This window comes from Streptomyces broussonetiae (assembly GCF_009796285.1).
Lineage (GTDB): Bacteria > Actinomycetota > Actinomycetes > Streptomycetales > Streptomycetaceae > Streptomyces > Streptomyces broussonetiae.
In genome coordinates, this window is record NZ_CP047020.1 from 7,273,801 (window position 1) to 7,290,219 (window position 16,419).

Annotated in this window: 14 protein-coding genes and 1 pseudogene; 10 read left to right on the forward strand and 5 right to left on the reverse strand. The window is 69.9% G+C overall.

Annotation, left to right across the window (positions count from 1 at the left end; all coding sequences use genetic code 11):
- Positions 1-9: 9 nt before the first annotated feature.
- The 3 genes from GQF42_RS33410 to hpnH all read left to right on the forward strand — a co-directional run bounded on the left by GQF42_RS33410 (position 10) and on the right by hpnH (position 4,431).
- A complete protein-coding gene (locus GQF42_RS33410) occupies positions 10-1,680 on the forward strand; it encodes an AMP-binding protein (RefSeq protein WP_158926175.1) in 1,671 nt (556 codons plus the stop codon).
- A complete protein-coding gene (locus tag GQF42_RS33415) occupies positions 1,677-3,287 on the forward strand; it encodes an AMP-binding protein (protein ID WP_158926177.1) in 1,611 nt (536 codons plus the stop codon). Before GQF42_RS33410 ends, GQF42_RS33415 begins: the two co-directional genes overlap by 4 nt.
- Positions 3,288-3,426: 139 nt before the next feature.
- Positions 3,427-4,431: an adenosyl-hopene transferase HpnH gene (hpnH, locus tag GQF42_RS33420; protein WP_158926179.1), complete on the forward strand. Its 1,005-nt coding sequence runs from the start codon at positions 3,427-3,429 to the stop codon at positions 4,429-4,431.
- Between the two features lie 38 nt (positions 4,432-4,469).
- Here hpnH and GQF42_RS33425 read toward each other — a convergent pair.
- Positions 4,470-4,892: pseudogene (locus GQF42_RS33425) on the reverse strand (hypothetical protein); the annotation flags it as partial.
- A 949-nt stretch (positions 4,893-5,841) separates the two neighbouring features.
- Between GQF42_RS33425 and gcl the strand changes: the two are divergent.
- Complete coding sequence (gene gcl, locus GQF42_RS33430) at positions 5,842-7,629, forward strand: glyoxylate carboligase (RefSeq protein ID WP_158926181.1); 1,788 nt, start codon at positions 5,842-5,844, stop codon at positions 7,627-7,629.
- A 250-nt stretch (positions 7,630-7,879) separates the two neighbouring features.
- Here the strand turns inward: gcl and GQF42_RS33435 are convergent, their stop codons facing one another.
- The 4 genes from GQF42_RS33435 to GQF42_RS33450 form a co-directional block, all read right to left on the reverse strand.
- Complete coding sequence (locus GQF42_RS33435) at positions 7,880-8,113, reverse strand: hypothetical protein (protein ID WP_158926183.1); 234 nt, start codon at positions 8,111-8,113, stop codon at positions 7,880-7,882.
- 468 nt (positions 8,114-8,581) lie between these two features.
- On the reverse strand, positions 8,582-10,045 hold the full coding sequence (locus GQF42_RS33440) for a catalase (RefSeq protein WP_158926185.1): 1,464 nt from the start codon (positions 10,043-10,045) through the stop codon (positions 8,582-8,584).
- A gap of 183 nt (positions 10,046-10,228) precedes the next feature.
- Positions 10,229-11,119 (reverse strand): 2-hydroxy-3-oxopropionate reductase, encoded by an 891-nt coding sequence (locus GQF42_RS33445; protein WP_158926188.1) that lies wholly within the window; start codon positions 11,117-11,119, stop codon positions 10,229-10,231.
- Positions 11,120-11,161: 42 nt separating this feature from the next.
- Complete coding sequence (locus tag GQF42_RS33450) at positions 11,162-12,001, reverse strand: TIM barrel protein (RefSeq protein WP_158926190.1); 840 nt, start codon at positions 11,999-12,001, stop codon at positions 11,162-11,164.
- A 149-nt stretch (positions 12,002-12,150) separates the two neighbouring features.
- On the opposite strand from GQF42_RS33450, the gene GQF42_RS33455 reads away from it, so the two are divergent.
- From GQF42_RS33455 to GQF42_RS33480, 6 genes are all read left to right on the forward strand, one after another.
- Positions 12,151-12,414 (forward strand): hypothetical protein, encoded by a 264-nt coding sequence (locus GQF42_RS33455; protein ID WP_158926192.1) that lies wholly within the window; start codon positions 12,151-12,153, stop codon positions 12,412-12,414.
- Positions 12,411-12,773 carry a helix-turn-helix domain-containing protein gene (locus tag GQF42_RS33460; protein WP_158926194.1) on the forward strand — a complete coding sequence of 121 codons (363 nt, stop codon included), beginning with the start codon at positions 12,411-12,413 and terminating at the stop codon, positions 12,771-12,773. The genes GQF42_RS33455 and GQF42_RS33460 overlap by 4 nt, the downstream gene beginning before the upstream one ends.
- 262 nt (positions 12,774-13,035) lie before the next feature.
- Entirely contained in the window at positions 13,036-13,548 is a 513-nt protein-coding gene (uraD, locus tag GQF42_RS33465) for a 2-oxo-4-hydroxy-4-carboxy-5-ureidoimidazoline decarboxylase (protein ID WP_158926196.1), read from the forward strand.
- Positions 13,549-13,552: 4 nt separating this feature from the next.
- A complete protein-coding gene (uraH, locus tag GQF42_RS33470; protein WP_158926198.1) occupies positions 13,553-13,960 on the forward strand; it encodes a hydroxyisourate hydrolase in 408 nt (135 codons plus the stop codon).
- 3 nt (positions 13,961-13,963) lie between these two features.
- Positions 13,964-14,887, forward strand: coding sequence for a factor-independent urate hydroxylase (gene pucL / locus GQF42_RS33475; RefSeq protein ID WP_158926200.1), 924 nt, complete (start codon positions 13,964-13,966; stop codon positions 14,885-14,887).
- 64 nt (positions 14,888-14,951) lie between these two features.
- Positions 14,952-16,364, forward strand: a complete 1,413-nt coding sequence (locus GQF42_RS33480) for a nucleobase:cation symporter-2 family protein (RefSeq protein WP_158926202.1) — start codon at positions 14,952-14,954, stop codon at positions 16,362-16,364.
- Positions 16,365-16,419: the final 55 nt, after the last annotated feature.

Below are 16,419 nucleotides of genomic sequence, written 5' to 3' on the forward strand. Positions count from 1 at the left end.
GAGTATGCGATGACCACGGCGATCGAGGAGTTCCGTAACGCACGGGACTTCCTGCTGCAACACCGCGAGGACTACGCCACCGCCTACGAGGGCTTCGCCTGGCCGCGGCCCGCGCACTTCAACTGGGCGCTGGACTGGTTCGACACGATCGCCGCCGGCAACGACCGGACCGCGCTGCACATCGTCGAGGAGGACGGCGGCGAGACGAAGCTGTCCTTCGCGGAGATGTCCGAGCGCTCGAACCGGGTCGCGAACCACCTGCGCGCGCGGGGCGTCGGCGCCGAGGACCGCATCCTCGTCATGCTCGGCAACCAGGCCGAGCTGTGGGAGACGGCGCTGGCCGCGATGAAGCTGCGCGCGGTCGTCGTCCCGGCCACCCCGCTGCTCGGCCCGGCCGACCTGCGCGACCGGGTGGACCGGGGCCGCATCAGGCATGTGATCGCGCGGGCCGCGGACACCGCCAAGTTCGCCGAGGTGCCGGGCGGCTACACCCGTATCGCGGTGGGCGGCCCGGGGGAGGGCTGGGAGGCCTACGAGGACGCGTACGGCGCGCCCGCCGCGTTCGTGCCCGACGGCCCGACGCTCGCCGACGACCCGCTGATGCTGTACTTCACCTCCGGCACCACCGCCCGCCCCAAACTGGTCGAGCACACCCACACCTCGTACCCGATCGGGCATCTGGCGACCATGTACTGGATCGGCCTGAAACCCGGTGACGTGCACCTGAACATCTCCTCGCCCGGCTGGGCCAAGCACGCCTGGTCCAACCTGTTCGCGCCGTGGAACGCCGAGGCGACCGTCTTCCTGTACAACTACACGCGCTTCGACGCGGCCCGGCTGATGGCCGAGATGGACCGGGCGGGCGTGAGCACCTTCTGCGCCCCGCCGACCGTGTGGCGCATGCTCATCCAGGCCGACCTCGGCCGGCTCGCCACCCCGCCGCGCGAGGCCGTCGCCGCCGGCGAACCGCTGAACCCCGAGGTGATCGAACAGGTCCGGCGGGCCTGGGGCGTCACCGTCCGGGACGGCTTCGGACAGACCGAGACCGCCGTGCAGGTCTCCAACAGCCCCGGACAGGCCCTCAAGACCGGTTCCATGGGCCGTCCGAGCCCCGGGTACCGCGTCGAACTCCTCGACCCGGTCTCCGGCGCGCCCGGCGCCGCCGAGGGCGAGATCGCCCTCGACCTGTCCGAGCGCCCGGTCGGCCTGATGACCGGCTACCACGGCGACCCGGACCGTACGGCCGAGGCGATGGCGGGCGGCTACTACCGCACCGGGGACATCGCCTCCCGCGACGCGGACGGCCATCTGACCTACGTCGGCCGCGCGGACGACGTCTTCAAGGCCTCCGACTACAAGATCAGCCCGTTCGAGCTGGAGAGCGCGCTGCTGGAGCACGAGGCGGTGGCCGAGGCCGCCGTCGTACCCGCACCGGACGAGCTGCGGCTCGCGGTGCCCAAGGCGTACGTCGTCCTCGCCGGGGGCTACGAGCCCGGCCCGGACACCGCGAAGGTCATCTTCGAGCACTCCCGCCAGGTGCTCGCCCCCTACAAGCGCATCCGCAGACTGGAGTTCGGTGCGCTGCCCAAGACCGTCTCCGGCAAGATCCGCCGCATCGAGCTGCGCGAGGCGACGGCCGAGGGGTCGGACAGCGAGTACCGCGAGGAGGACTTCCGGTGAGTGCACAGCTGTCGTACACACACGGGACGAGCCCGACGACTCTGCTCGGGGACACCATCGGTGCCAGTCTGGACCGGGCCGTGGCGGCCTGGCCGGACCGCGAGGCACTGGTCGACGTGCCCTCCGGGCGGCGCTGGACGTACGCCCAGTTCGGCACGGCCGTCGAGGAGTTGGCGCAGGCACTGGCCGCTTCCGGGGTCGCCAAGGGCGACCGGGTGGGCATCTGGGCGGTCAACTGCCCGGAGTGGGTCCTGGTGCAGTACGCCACCGCCCGCATCGGCGCGATCATGGTGAACATCAACCCGGCCTACCGCACCCACGAGGTCGAGTACGTCCTGCGCCAGGCGGGGATCTCCCTGCTGTTCGCCTCCCTCAGCCACCGGACCAGCGACTACCGGGCGATGGTGCAGGAGGTGCGGGCAAGGTGCCCCGAGCTGCGCGAGGTCGTGTACGTCGGCGACCCGAGCTGGGAGGCGCTGCTCGCGCGGGGGACCGGTGACGCCCCGTACCCGGAACTGTCCTGCGACGACCCCATCAACATCCAGTACACCTCGGGCACGACCGGCTTCCCCAAGGGCGCCACCCTCTCCCACCACAACATCCTCAACAACGGCTATTTCGTGGGGGAGTTGGTCTCCTACTCCGAGCAGGACCGGATCTGCATCCCCGTCCCCTTCTACCACTGCTTCGGCATGGTGATGGGCAACCTCGCGGCCACCTCGCACGGCGCCTGCATGGTGATCCCGGCGCCGTCCTTCGAGCCGGCGGCCACCCTGGAGGCGGTGCAGCGGGAGCGGTGCACGTCCCTGTACGGCGTGCCGACCATGTTCATCGCCGAGCTGAACCTCCCCGGCTTCGCCTCCTACGACCTCTCGACCCTGCGCACCGGAATCATGGCGGGCTCGCCCTGCCCGGTGGAGGTGATGAAGCGGGTCGTCGCCGAGATGCACATGGCGGAGGTCTCCATCTGCTACGGCATGACCGAGACCTCTCCCGTCTCGCTGCAGACCCGCATCGACGACGACCTGGAGCACCGCACCGCCACCGTCGGCAGGGTCCTGCCGCACCTGGAGGTCAAGGTCGTCGATCCGGTCACGGGGGTGACGCAACCGCGCGGCACGGCAGGCGAGTTGTGCACCCGCGGCTACAGCGTGATGCTCGGCTACTGGAACGAGCCCGAGAAGACGGCCGAGGCAGTCGACGCGGGCCGCTGGATGCACACCGGGGACCTGGCGGTGATGCGCGAGGACGGATACGTCGAGATCGTCGGCCGCATCAAGGACATGATCATCCGGGGTGGCGAGAACATCTACCCGCGCGAGATCGAGGAGTTCCTCTACGCCCACCCGAGGATCAAGGACGTCCAGGTCGTCGGGGTGCCGCACGAGAAGTACGGCGAAGAGGTCCTGGCCTGCGTGATCCCGCTCGACGCGGCCGATCCGCTCACTCTGCGGGAACTGCGCGCCTTCTGCGAGGGCCGGCTCGCGCACTACAAGATCCCGAGCAGGCTGCGGATTCTGGACGCCTTCCCGATGACCGTGAGCGGAAAGGTACGCAAGATCGAACTGAGGGAGAAGTACACGGATTCGGACACTGCGGCCGAATGACGCGAGGGGCGGCCGGGCGGGGTGCGGAGTGGCCGGCGGGATCATGACCGAGATCTGTCCTGCGCAGACGTGTGCGTGCACAGCGCAATGGGCACACCTGAAAGCCTGAAAGAGCTTCGTGCGTGGACTGGAGAACGGTATGAGCCTGCCGCTGCACCTGTCACTCAAGCTCGGTGCCCATCTGATCAAGCAGAAGATCCGGCGGGTGGAGAAGTTCCCGTTGCTGGTGGAGGTGGAGACCCTCTTCGCGTGCAACCTCGCCTGCGCCGGCTGCGGGAAGATCCAGCATCCGCACGACGTGCTCAAGCAGCGGATGCCGGTGCAGCAGGCGGTGGGGGCCGTCGAGGAGTGCGGGGCGCCGATGGTGGCGCTGTCCGGTGGCGAGCCGCTGATGCACCCCCAGATCCACGAGATCGTCCGTCAGTTGGTCAAGCGCAGGAAATTCGTGGTGCTGTGCACCAACGCGCTGCTGCTGCCGAAGCACATCCACAAGTTCCGGCCGGACAAGAACTTCGCCTGGATGGTGCACATCGACGGCATGCGGGAGCAGCACGACGCCGCCGTCAGCAAGGAGGGCGTGTTCGACAAGGCCGTAGAGGCCATCAGGCTCGCCAAGTCCCAGGGCTTCCAGGTGTATACGAACAGCACGTTCTTCAACACCGATTCGCCCCAGACGGTGATCGACGTCCTCACTTTCCTCAACGACGAGGTCGGCGTCGACCGCATGGAGATCTCCCCCGGGTACGCCTATGAGAAGGCCCCGGACCAGGACCGTTTCCTGGGGGTGGAACAGACCCGTGAGCTGTTCCGCAAGGCGTTCGCCGACGGCCGCCGCAAGAAGTGGCGGTTCAACCACTCCACGCTGTTCCTCGACTTCCTCGAGGGCAAGGTCGAGTTCGAGTGCACGCCGTGGGGCATTCCGTCGTATTCCCTCAAGGGCTGGCAGCTGCCCTGTTATCTGATGGCCGACGGCCATGTCGCCACCTACCGTGAACTGCTGCAGAACACGGACTGGGAGAAGTACGGGCGGGGCAAGGACCCGCGGTGCGACAACTGCATGGCGCACTGCGGCTACGAGCCCAGCGCGGTGCTCGCCACCATGGGCTCGCTGCGCGAGAGCCTGCGCGCGATCACGGTGAAGTAGCCCGCACGGCCGCCGAACCGGTCTCTTGCGAGATGTGATCACGCGTCGTCGGCGCTGAGGTCACCCGCCGGCGTGTTGACCGGGTACGGAATGCCCGTGAGGTCCAGGAGGAAGAGGGGGACGCGCAGGGTGTCGGCCTGGGTGCGGGCGTCCTCGGTGTAGCCGGCGAGGGAGAAGTAGACACAGCCCGCGGACTCCGTCATGGCCGTCAGCCACAGACACTCCACGTCCCGCGGCGCGGCCGGTCGCACGGTCGGGTCCACCTGCGCCAGCAGCCCCCGCGCGGCCAGCCCGATCCCTCGCGGCTGCCGCTGGTCGGCGCGGCGGATGTCCTGGTAACCGAGCCAGCGCAGATAGAGCGCGGCGGTGGTGACGGCGTCCCGGGCGGTGTGAATGGGCTGGGGCCGGAAGGCGGGCCGGGGCGCCCGGCCCCCGGGGCGGGCGAGCGGCGCCAGGGGTCCGGGGGCGTGTGGCCGTAGGTCTTCGGGCCGGGCCGAGGGCGGGGGCCGGCGTCCCGGGGCCTGCGGCCGGGCTGCCGGGGATGTCCGGCGGGCGGGGGTTTCCGGGTGGGCCGGTGACGGGGTTCCGGAGCCGGGGGTCTGCGGTCGGGAATCCCGCGGGTGTGGCTGCGGCTGCCGGTGTGGCTGCGGTGGGGGCGGTGGCGGGGTTCTGGGGCGGAGGTCCTCCGATGGGACCGAGTGCGGCGTGCGGGGGGCCGGGGTCTGCGGCTGGGCGGGTGGCGGTGTTCCGGGGGCGGGGTGCTGCGGTTGTGCCGGTGTTCCGGGGGTGCGGTGTCGTGGTTGGGCCGGTGGCGGTGTTCCGGGGCCGGACGCCTGGGGCGGGTGCGGGTTTCCGGGGTGGAGGTCCTTCGGGTGGGGTGTCGGGGTGGAGGTGGTCGTGGTCGTCGAGGGCGGCTCGGTCACCGGGATGCGCAGGACCGTGCCGCAGGGGCAGCCGAGTTCCGGGTACGGCCACTGGCTCGGGCACCCGCAGGCCGCGCACAGCAGCGTGAGCCACTCGTCGTCCCAGGCGCGGTGGCCCGCCACGACCGGTTCGGCGGCCGGATCCAGCCGTGGGGCGATGGGGGCGCCGCACGCGCACGGACACGACGGTGCGGTGTAGACGTGCTCGCGCCGACAGGCCGGACAGCGCACCGGCACGCTCTCGGGCATGGACCCACCCACTCCAACGGTGTCACGTCGGGACGCCCCCATCGTCCTCCTGCCGTACTCGTCTTGTCCGGCACTTGGCCTCTCTTGACGGCGACCGTCCACCCCCCTACATTGCTTCCAGATAGTAGAAGTTAATTTCCGCAATACGGAAGTGGTGCGGAAGTCCTCACTCTGGAGACTGTGCTCACCGCGGGGCGCGACGGGAGTACGCATCCGACAGCCGAAGCAGGAGTACTCGATGGCTCGTATGACCGCTGCCCGAGCGGCAGTTGAGATCCTCAAGCTCGAGGGCGTCACCGACGCCTTCGGTGTGCCGGGCGCGGCGATCAACCCCTTCTACAAGGCACTCAAGGAGGGCGGCGGCATCAGCCACACCCTCGCCCGCCACGTCGAGGGCGCCTCCCACATGGCCGAGGGCTACACCCGTACCAAGCCGGGCAACATCGGCGTCTGCATCGGCACCTCCGGCCCGGCCGGCACCGACATGATCACCGGCCTGTACTCGGCCATCGGCGACTCCATCCCGATCCTGTGCATCACGGGCCAGGCGCCCACCAACGTGATCCACAAGGAGGACTTCCAGGCCGTCGACATCGCCTCGATCGCCAAGCCGGTCACCAAGATGGCGGTCACCGTCCTGGAGGCCGCCCAGGTCCCCGGCGTCTTCCAGCAGGCCTTCCACCTGATGCGTTCCGGCCGTCCGGGCCCGGTCCTGATCGACCTGCCGATCGACGTGCAGCTCACCGAGATCGAGTTCGACCCGGAGACGTACGAGCCGCTGTCCGTCTACAAGCCGTCCGCGACCCGCGCCCAGATCGAGAAGGCGATCTCCTTCCTGCTGGCCTCCGAGCGCCCGGTCATCGTCGCCGGCGGCGGCATCATCGGTGCCGACGCCTCCGAGCTGCTGGTGGAGTTCGCCGAGCTGACCCAGACCCCGGTCATCCCGACCCTGATGGGCTGGGGCGCGCTGGCCGACGACCACGAGCTGAACGCCGGCATGGTGGGCGTGCAGACCTCGCACCGGTACGGCAACGCCAACTTCCTGGAGTCGGACTTCGTCCTCGGCATCGGCAACCGCTGGGCCAACCGCCACACCGGCTACAAGCTCGACGTCTACCGCGGCGAGCGCAAGTTCGTCCACGTCGACATCGAGCCCACCCAGATCGGCAAGATCTTCCCGCCGGACTACGGCGTCGTCTCCGACGCCAAGGTCGCCCTGGAGCTGTTCATCGAGGTGGCGAAGGAGCTGAAGGCCGCGGGCAGGCTCCCCGACCGTGCCGACTGGGTCGCCTCCACCCAGGAGCGCAAGGCCTCCCTACTGCGCCGGACGCACTTCGACAACGTGCCGATGAAGCCCCAGCGCGTGTACGAGGAGATGAACAAGGCCTTCGGCCCGGACACCCGGTACGTCACCACCATCGGCCTCTCCCAGATCGCCGGCGCGCAGATGCTGCACGTCTACAAGCCGCGCCACTGGATCAACTGCGGCCAGGCCGGCCCGCTCGGCTGGACCATCCCGGCCGCGATCGGTGTCGCCAAGGCCGACCCGGAGTCCCCGGTCGTCGCGCTCTCCGGCGACTACGACTTCCAGTTCCTGATCGAGGAGCTGGCGGTCGCCGCCCAGCACAGGATCCCCTACGTCCACGTCCTGGTGAACAACGCCTACCTGGGCCTGATCCGGCAGGCGCAGATCGGCCTGGACATCAACTTCCAGGTCAACCTGGAGTTCGAGAACATCAACGCGCCGGAGCTGGGCGTCTACGGCGTGGACCACGTCAAGGTCGCCGAGGGCCTGGGCTGCAAGGCGATCCGGGTCACCGAGCCGGGGCAGCTGGGCGCGGCCTTCGAGCAGGCCAAGAAGCTGGCTGCCGAGTACCGGGTGCCGGTCGTCGTCGAGGCGATCCTGGAGCGGATCACCAACATCTCGATGAGCCGCACCATGGACATCAGCGACATCTCCGAGTTCGAGGACCTGGCCACCGAGCCGGGCCACGCACCGACGTCGATCAAGCCGCTGAAGGTCTGACGGCCGGAGCACCACGAGCCGAGGGCGGCCTGTCCGGAGGGACGGGCCGCCCTCAGGCGTTCCCGCGTGCGCGGACCGTTCCCGCGTGCGCAGACGTTCGTTCCCGTGGGGAACGGCCTGCGGTCCTCCGCGGCCCTGTGGTCCTCCGTGGCCCTGTGGTCCTCCGCGGCCCTGTGGTCCTTCGCGGCCCTGCGGGCCGCCGCAGGGCGCCCGGCAGCCGCCGGCGGCCGGGCCGTACCCGGTGCCGGTGTCACACCTCGTGCTCCGACAGACCCGGCCAGTCGTCCGGGCCGCCGCCCTGCCACTCGATCAGGTCGCTTTCCTCCACCTCGATGCGGTCCAGGTCGGCCAGTCGCAGGATCTCCACGACATCGTCCAGGTGGGAGGCGATCCCCAGGGTCACATCGCCCTCGGTGACCCGCCGGGAACCGTCCAGGGCCGGGGAGTGGACCACGATGTGCGGGTACTGCGTCGGATTGCCCATGCCCTCAGCGTGCTGCGGATGCGCCCGGCGCGCACGCCGAGGCTTGAGGGGCCGCAAGGGGCGCGAGAGCAAGGCGGCGCCCCCCTGGACCGGCTGATCCAGGGGGGCGCTGCTGCGGTGTGATGGCCGTCCGACGGCGCGAGGCTGGGCGCGACAGGTCGTTCGCGCCGCCGGACGGGGCTGGTGGGGACCCCTTGCACGGGGTCCGGGTGGGACCGCGGCGGCTGCGACGGAACCGGGTCCCCCTTCCCTCAGGTCGAGAAAGGGGACGCGGTCCTTCACCACCGCACTGGCTCGCACACCGCCGCGGTCCTCGCCCTGCCCGCGCCCTCCGCCCGGCGGCCACCCCTCATCCGGGCCGTCCGGCGTGCTGCGCGGGCCGCGTACGCAGTTCCTGACCTCCCGTCAGACTCCGTACGCCGCTCGGGCGTTGCCGACCTTCGGGGGTCGGCACTCAGTCGCTGGCCGTCAGTCCTCGCGCAGGGCGCGGACCGCCTCCTCCACGCGCTTGCCGTACTCCGGGTCGGCGGCGTGGAAGTGGGCCAGGTTCTTCTCGATCACGTCGTCGCGGGAGACCTGCGACAGGCCGCCGGCGATGTTCGCGACGAGGCGGGACTTCTCCTCCTGCGACATCAGGCGGTACAGCTCGCCCGCCTGGAAGAAGGCGTCGTCCTTGGTGTGCAGGGGGGCCTCGTGGGTGCCCGTGTGGCCGGAGACGGCCAGCGGGGCCGACAGCGGACGGCCGGTCTCCGCCGGGCCGTCGTAGGAGTTCGGCTCGTAGTTCTTGGCGCCGCGGCCCTGGCCGTTGGCCGCCATGAAGCCGTCGCGGCCGTAGTTCTGGGCGCCGCCCGGGACCGCCTTGGGGGCGTTCACGGCGAGCTGGGTGTGGTTGACGCCCAGGCGGTAGCGGTGCGCGTCCGCGTAGGCGAACAGGCGGCCCTGGAGCATCTTGTCGGGGGAGGGGCCGATGCCCGGAACGAAGTTGTTCGGGGAGAATGCGGCCTGCTCGACCTCGGCGAAGACGTTGTCCGGGTTGCGGTCGAGGACCAGGCGGCCCACGCGCTGCAGCGGGTAGTCCTTGTGCGGCCAGACCTTGGTCAGGTCGAACGGGTTGAAGCGGTAGTCCGCCGCCTCGGCCGCCGGCATGATCTGGACGTACAGGGTCCAGGACGGGTGCACCCCGCGCTCGATGGCCTGCAGCAGGTCCGTCTGGTGGGAGTTGGGGTCCTTGCCGGCCTGCTCCGCTGCCTGGTCGCTGCTCAGGCAGCGGATGCCCTGGTTCGTCTTGAAGTGGTACTTGACGAAGAAGGCCTCGCCCTGGGCGTTCGTCCACTGGTAGGTGTGCGAGCCGTAGCCGTTCATGTGGCGGTACGACGCCGGGATGCCGCGGTCGCCCATCAGCCAGGTCACCTGGTGCGTGGCCTCGGGGGCGTGCGCCCAGAAGTCCCAGACGTTGTCCGGCTCCTGCTTGCCCGTGAACGGGTCGCGCTTCTGCGAGTGGATGAAGTCGGGGAACTTGATCGGGTCCTTGATGAAGAACACCGGGGTGTTGTTGCCGACGAGGTCGTAGTTGCCCTCCTCGGTGTAGAACTTCACGGCGAAGCCGCGCGGGTCACGGACGGCGTCGGCGCCGCCGAGGGAGTCCGCGACGGTCGAGAAGCGCAGGAACACCTCGGTGCGCTTGCCGATCTCGCTCAGGAAGCCGGCGTGGGTGTAGCCGGTGACGTCGTCGGTCACCTCGAAGTGGCCGTACGCGCCGGAACCACGGGCGTGCACCACGCGCTCCGGGATGCGCTCGCGGTTGAAGCGCGCGAGCTTCTCCAGGAGGTGCTGGTCCTGGAGCAGGAGCGGGCCGCCGACGCCGGCGGATGCGGAGTTCTGGTTGTCGGCGACAGGGGCGCCGGACTCTGTCGTGAGCACGCGCTTCGACATCGTGGACCTTCCGTACGAGTGGCAGCGGAAACCTGTTTCCGCTTTGTGGAGCCTAAGTTCGGGCCTTCCGGGCGTCAACAGTTTGTTGAAGTCCGGGGCGGAGGGAGGTGTTCCGGGCCGCGGCGGCGCCTGGGCGCGACAGGACAGGTGTCAGCGCCGCCGCGGCCCGGAAGTCTCAGGGAGTCAGACCTGGGCGCCGGACAGGCGCTCCACGGCCCGCAGCAGGGCCGAGTGGTCCAGGCCGCCGTCGCCCTGGGCGCGCAGCGAGGCCACCAGCTGGGCCACCACGGCGCCGACCGGCAGCGCGGCGCCGACGTTGCGGGCGGCGTCGGTGACGATGCCCATGTCCTTGTGGTGCAGGTCGATGCGGAAGCCCGGCTTGAAGTCGCGGTTCAGGAAGTTGTCCTTCTTGCGCGTCAGCACGGTCGAGCCCGCGAGACCGCCGTTGAGGACGTCCAGCGCGGCCACCAGGTTCACACCCGACTTCTCCAGGAAGACCACGGCCTCGGCGCACGCCTGGATGTTCACGGCGACGATCAGCTGGTTGGCCGCCTTCACGGTCTGGCCGGAGCCGTGCGGGCCGCACAGCACGATGGTCTTGCCGAGGGCCTCGAAGATCGGCTTGGCGATGTCGAAGTCGGCCTGCTCGCCGCCGACCATGATCGACAGTACGGCCTCGATGGCGCCGGCCTCACCGCCGGACACCGGGGCGTCGAGCACCCGGATGCCCTTGTCCTTGGCCGCGGCGGCCAGGTCGACCGAGGTCTGCGGGGTGATCGAGGACATGTCGATCAGCAGGGCGCCCTGCCGCGCGTTCTCCAGGATGCCCTCGGGGCCGTAGGAGATGGCCTCGACGTGCGGGGACGCGGGCACCATCGTGATGATCACGTCGGCATCGCGCACGGCCTCGGCGATCGAGGGGGCGGCCGCGCCGCCGGCGGCGGCCAGGCGGTCCAGCTTGTCCTGCTCCAGCGTGAAGCCCGTGACGTCGTAACCCGCCTTGATCAGGTTCTCGGACATGGGGGAGCCCATGATGCCGAGGCCGATCCAGGCGATCTTGGGAAGGTTGCTCATGATGGGGGTGCCTCTCTCAACTGCTCTGCGAAGACGGGGGGTTCAGCGTGCGGCGCGCACTTCGCGCGGGAGCCACTCGAAGGACTCGGCGCTCGGGCGGTCGCCGGCCTTGTACTCCAGGCCCACCCAGCCGTCGTAACCGGCCTTCCCGAGCTGGTCGAGCAGCTCCGCCAGGGGGAGCGAGCCCGTGCCGGGGGCGCCGCGGCCGGGGTTGTCGGCGATCTGCACATGGCCGGTCTTCGCTGCGTACTGCTCGATGACCGACGGCAGGTCCTCGCCGTTCATGGACAGGTGGTACAGGTCCATGAGGAACTTGGCGTTCCCGAGGCCCGTCGCCTCGTTGACCTTGTCCACGATCCCGATGGCGGCGGGCGCGCTCACCAGCGGGTACAGCGGCGACTCGGGCTCGTTCAGCGCCTCGACCAGCAGGATCGCGCCGATCCGGTCGGCCGCCCGGGCCGCGAGGACCAGGTTCTGCAGGGCGAGCGCGTCCTGCTCGGCCGGGTCCACGCCCTCGACGCGGTTGCCGTACAGGGCGTTGAGTGCCGTGCAGCCGAGGGAGGCGGCGAAGTCGGCGGCCACGTCGATGTTGGCGCGGAACCTCTCCGACTCCTCGCCCGGAACCGACAGGGCGCCGCGGTCCGGGCCCGGCAGCTGTCCGGCGTAGAAGTTCAGCCCCGTGAGCCGGACGCCCGCGTCCTCGATCGCCTTCTTCAGGGCGTCCAGCTCGGACTGCTCGGGGGTGGGGGAGTCGACCCAGGGCCACCACAGCTCGACCGCCGTGAAGCCTGCCGCGGCGGCGGCCGCGGGACGCTCCAGGAGCGGGAGTTCCGTGAAGAGGATCGACAGGTTGACGTTGAAGCGCTGGTCTGCGAATCCCATCGGGGGCCGCGCTCCCTTCCGTGCTTGAGATTCCATATTGCGGAAGTTTGTTTCTGCGTAATGGAAGATTGCCGCCGTGTGTCGGTGCTTGTCAAGAGGGGTCTGTCGTCGGCCGCCCGAAAAGCGCCGCCGGGCGTTAGGTTGTGCGCGTGCGATTGAGAGTGGAGTTCACGACCGAGCCCTTCGACCTGGACGAGGCGCCCGCGCACGCCCTGGCGGCGCGGGAGGTCATCGAGACGGCCGAGCTGGACGCCGTCGACGTCGGCCCGTTCGGCAACACCGCGGAGGGCGGTGCGGACCGGGTCCTCACGGCCGTGGACGCGCTGCTGCGCAGGAGCCTCAAGGCCGGCGCCACCCGGATCTCGCTCCAGGTCAACGTGATCGACGACGGTTTCGGGGAGGCCGGTAGATGACCGGCGAGGAGCCCTTCATCGCGGCCGTGAAGCCGCTGGTCGACGCGATGGGCGCGGAGCTGCTCCCGCCCGACGAGGCCGGCCCCGAGGATGTCGTGCTGGCCTGGGAGGGGGTCGACGTCGTCGCTGTACGCCTGCCCCAGCTCGCCGACTCCCTCGACCACATCCTGGCGGCCATGGAGCGTCGTCGGGGTCGGCCGCTGGCCGATCTGGACCGCAGGGCCAAGCAGGAACTCGTACGCACCCTGGAGGCGCGCGGTGCCTTCGCGGTGCGCCATGGCGTGGAGACCGTCGCCGGCGCGCTCGGCGTCAGCCGCTTCACCGTCTACAACTACCTGAACCGGGAGAAGGGCACTTAGCGCTCTGCCGGGGGGTGGGGTGCGCTTCGTCAGGGGCGGGGTGCGCCTCGCCGGGGGGGTGCGGGGTGCGGCCCCCCGGCCTCGATGGCGCCGTGATCGCCCGACGGCGGTCCGTGCCCCCGCGGGTGGGCATCCGGCCGTCCGCGAGGCGCTCCGCTTGTTACGCGGATTTTTCAACAAAGTGTTGACGTGGCGTTTCCGGGGGCGTTAGCTATCGGCAGCCCGTTCAGCACGAAGGCCGTTTCCGGCCACGGAGGCTCCCGTGACGACGACTTCCACGCCCCCGGGCCTGGCCCGGTTCAATCACCTGGAGGAGCGCGAGGCCCTCGCCGCCCTCCATGAGGCGTGCGCCTCCACCGAGTGGGCCCGGCGCCTCGCCGCCGGCCGCCCCTACGCCACCACCGACGCCCTGTACGCCGCCAGTGACGCCGCCATGGCAGAGCTGACCACGGCGGACCTGGAAGAGGCGATGGCGGGGCACCCGCCGATCGGCCGTCCCAAGCCCGGTGACCCCACCTCCGCGCGGGAGCAGGCCGGCATGGCCGGTGCCGCCGAGGGGCTCAAGGCGGAGATGCTCGAGCTCAACCTGGCCTACCAGGAGAAGTTCGGTCATGTCTTCCTCATCTGTGCCACCGGCCGGACCGGCGAGCAGATGCGTGACGCGGTCAAGGAGCGGATCGGGAACGCGCCGGAGCAGGAGCGGGAGATCGTCCGCACCGAGCTGGGCAAGATCAACCGTATCCGCCTGGCCCGACTCGTCGAAGAGGACGCCTGACACCATGAGCACCAGTACCACCGCCTCCGTGTCCACGCACATCCTGGACACCTCGATCGGCCGCCCCGCCGAGGGCGTCGCCGTCCAGCTCGCCGCCCGCTCCGGTCGGACGGCGGACTGGCAGTCGCTCGGCGGCTCCGCGACCGACGCGGACGGGAGGTGCAAGGACCTGCCGGCGCTGCCGGAGGGGACCACCCACGTACGGCTCGACTTCGCGGTGGAGCCGTACTTCGAAGAAGAATCTGCGAACAAGCAAGCCGATGCGCAGCAGGACGCCCCCGCGACTCGGGACAGCGGACCTGGCGTGTTCTTCCCGGAGGTGGCGATCACGTTCGCCGTCGTACCGGGCGAGCACTACCACGTACCGCTGCTGCTCAACCCGTTCGGCTACTCCGTTTACCGAGGGAGCTAGCTAATGCCCACCATTCTGGGACAGAACCAGTACGGCAAGGCCGAGAACCGAGTCGTCAAGATCACGCGGGACGGCGCCACCCACCACATCAAGGACCTCAACGTCTCCGTCGCCCTGAGCGGCGACATGGAGGAGGTCCACTACTCCGGCTCCAACGCCAACGTGCTGCCGACCGACACCACCAAGAACACGGTGTTCGCGTTCGCCAAGGAGCACGGCATCGAGTCCGCCGAGCAGTTCGGCATCCACCTCGCCCGCCACTTCGTCGGCTCGCAGGAGCCGATCCGGCGCGCCCGGATCCGGATCGAGGAGTACGCCTGGGAGCGGATCGAGACCTCCGACGCCAACTCCAAGTTCATCGGCGCGGACGAGGTCAAGCACTCCTTCGTGAAGAAGGGCCAGGAGACCCGCGTCACCCAGATCACCTACGACGGTGAGAACTGGGAGATCATCTCGGGTCTGAAGGACCTGACGGTGATGAACTCGACCAACTCCGAGTTCTGGGGCTACGTCAAGGACAAGTACACCACCCTGCAGGAGGCGTACGACCGCATCCTGGCGACCTCGGTCTCCGCCCGCTGGCGGTTCAACTGGACCGACGACGAGCAGAAGATGCCCAACTGGGAGAAGTCCTACGAGCAGGTCAAGAAGCACATGCTCCAGGCCTTCGCCGAGACCTACTCCCTCTCCCTGCAGCAGACGCTGTACCAGATGGGTGCGCGCATCATCAACAACCGGAGCGAGATCGACGAGGTCCGCTTCTCGCTGCCGAACAAGCACCACTTCCTGGTCGACCTCGAGCCCTTCGGGCTCAAGAACGACAACGAGGTCTACTTCGCGGCCGACCGGCCCTACGGCCTGATCGAGGCGACCGTCCTGCGTGACGGCTGCGAGCCGAAGATCCCGGTCGACCTGACCAACCTCTGACGCGGGACGCGCGTCCCCGGTCCCGCCGCCCGGACCGGGGACACGCCACACCGGAGGGAACGAAATGGCACTGCCTGCGAAGGGGCCCGACTCAGCCCCGTGTTCCACCCCGCCGGTGCACACCGAGGACGCCGTCACGTCCGTGCACCCGGTGGACGAAAAGCTCCACCCGACGCGGCTCGTCCCCGCCGCGCTCCAGCACATCGCCGCGATGTACGCGGGCGTTGTCACTCCTCCGCTCATCATCGGCCAGGCCTGCGGACTCGACGTCGCGGCCCGCACCCGGCTGATCGCCGCGAGCCTGCTCGTCGCGGGCGTCGCGACCCTCCTGCAGACCCTCGGCGTCAAGGGCTTCGTCGGCAACCGGCTGCCCTTCGTCAACGCCGCCTCCTCCGCCGGCATCGCCCCGATCCTCGCGATCGCCGAGACCAACGGCAACGGGCACCAACTCCCCGCCATCTACGGCGCGGTGATGGTCGCCGGTGTCTTCTGCCTCGCCGTCGGACCGTTCTTCGGACGGCTGCTGCGCTTCTTCCCGCCGCTGGTCACCGGCATCGTCATCACCCTGATCGGCGTCACCCTGATGCCCGTCCCGGTGAGCTGGGCCCAGGGCGGCGACAAGACCGCCGCCGACTTCGGCTCCATGCGCCACCTCGCACTCGCCGGGTTCACCCTCGCCGTCATCCTGCTGATCCAGCGCTTCGGCCGCGGCTTCGTCAAGCAGGTCGCCCTGCTCTTCGGGCTGCTCATCGGCACCCTGGCCGCGATCCCGTTCGGCATGGCCGACTTCGGCGCACTCAAGTCCGCGCCCGTCGCCGCGCTGCCCACGCCGTTCGCCTTCGGCGCCCCCGAGTTCCAGCCGGCGGCCATCCTGTCGCTGTGCATCGTGATGCTCGTCCTGATGACCGAGTCCAGCGCCGGCATGCTGGCCCTCGGTGAGATCTGCGACCGCCGCACGGACGCGAGGACCATCACCCGGGGCCTGCGCACCGACGGCTTCGCCACCCTGATCGGCCCGGTCTTCGGCGGCTTCCCCACCTCCGCCTTCGCCCAGAACGTCGGAGTGGTCTCGCTGACCCGGGTGCGCAGCCGCTATGTCGTCGCCGTCGCCGGCGGCACCCTGCTGGTCCTCGGCGCCTTCCCGGTCCTCGGCGCGGTCGTCTCCCTGGTCCCCATGCCGGTCCTCGGCGGCGCGGGCATCGTGCTCTTCGGCTCCATCGCGGTCAGCGGCATCCGTACGCTGTCGGAAGCGGGCCTCGACGACAGCTCCAACATCATCCTGGTCGCCGTGGCACTCGGCGCCGGCATCATCCCGCTGGCTGCACCGACCTTCTACGACGCCTTCCCGGCCTGGGCGCAGACCGTGCTCGGCTCCGGCATCAGCGCGGGCGCGCTCGTCGCCGTCCTGCTCAACCTGTTCTTCCACCATCTCGGCACCCGGAGTGGCAGCACCGCTCCGGCACTCAAATCCTCCTAGGGTCCTGCCGTGCCCTCCCCGCGGACACTGCCTCCCCGTCCCCGGGCCGCCACCG

Bases quoted from the DNA above. Each gene is read 5' to 3' on its own strand.
- gcl (WP_158926181.1), top strand. From the start codon at position 5,842: ATGGCTCGTATGACCGCTGCCCGAGCGGCAGTTGAGATCCTCAAGCTC.
- pucL (WP_158926200.1), top strand. From the start codon at position 13,964: ATGCCCACCATTCTGGGACAGAACCAGTACGGCAAGGCCGAGAACCGA.
- GQF42_RS33440 (WP_158926185.1), bottom strand. From the start codon at position 10,045: ATGTCGAAGCGCGTGCTCACGACAGAGTCCGGCGCCCCTGTCGCCGAC.
- GQF42_RS33450 (WP_158926190.1), bottom strand. From the start codon at position 12,001: ATGGGATTCGCAGACCAGCGCTTCAACGTCAACCTGTCGATCCTCTTC.
- GQF42_RS33445 (WP_158926188.1), bottom strand. From the start codon at position 11,119: ATGAGCAACCTTCCCAAGATCGCCTGGATCGGCCTCGGCATCATGGGC.
- GQF42_RS33410 (WP_158926175.1), top strand. From the start codon at position 10: ATGACCACGGCGATCGAGGAGTTCCGTAACGCACGGGACTTCCTGCTG.
- GQF42_RS33460 (WP_158926194.1), top strand. From the start codon at position 12,411: ATGACCGGCGAGGAGCCCTTCATCGCGGCCGTGAAGCCGCTGGTCGAC.
- hpnH (WP_158926179.1), top strand. From the start codon at position 3,427: ATGAGCCTGCCGCTGCACCTGTCACTCAAGCTCGGTGCCCATCTGATC.
- GQF42_RS33480 (WP_158926202.1), top strand. From the start codon at position 14,952: ATGGCACTGCCTGCGAAGGGGCCCGACTCAGCCCCGTGTTCCACCCCG.
- uraH (WP_158926198.1), top strand. From the start codon at position 13,553: ATGAGCACCAGTACCACCGCCTCCGTGTCCACGCACATCCTGGACACC.
- GQF42_RS33435 (WP_158926183.1), bottom strand. From the start codon at position 8,113: ATGGGCAATCCGACGCAGTACCCGCACATCGTGGTCCACTCCCCGGCC.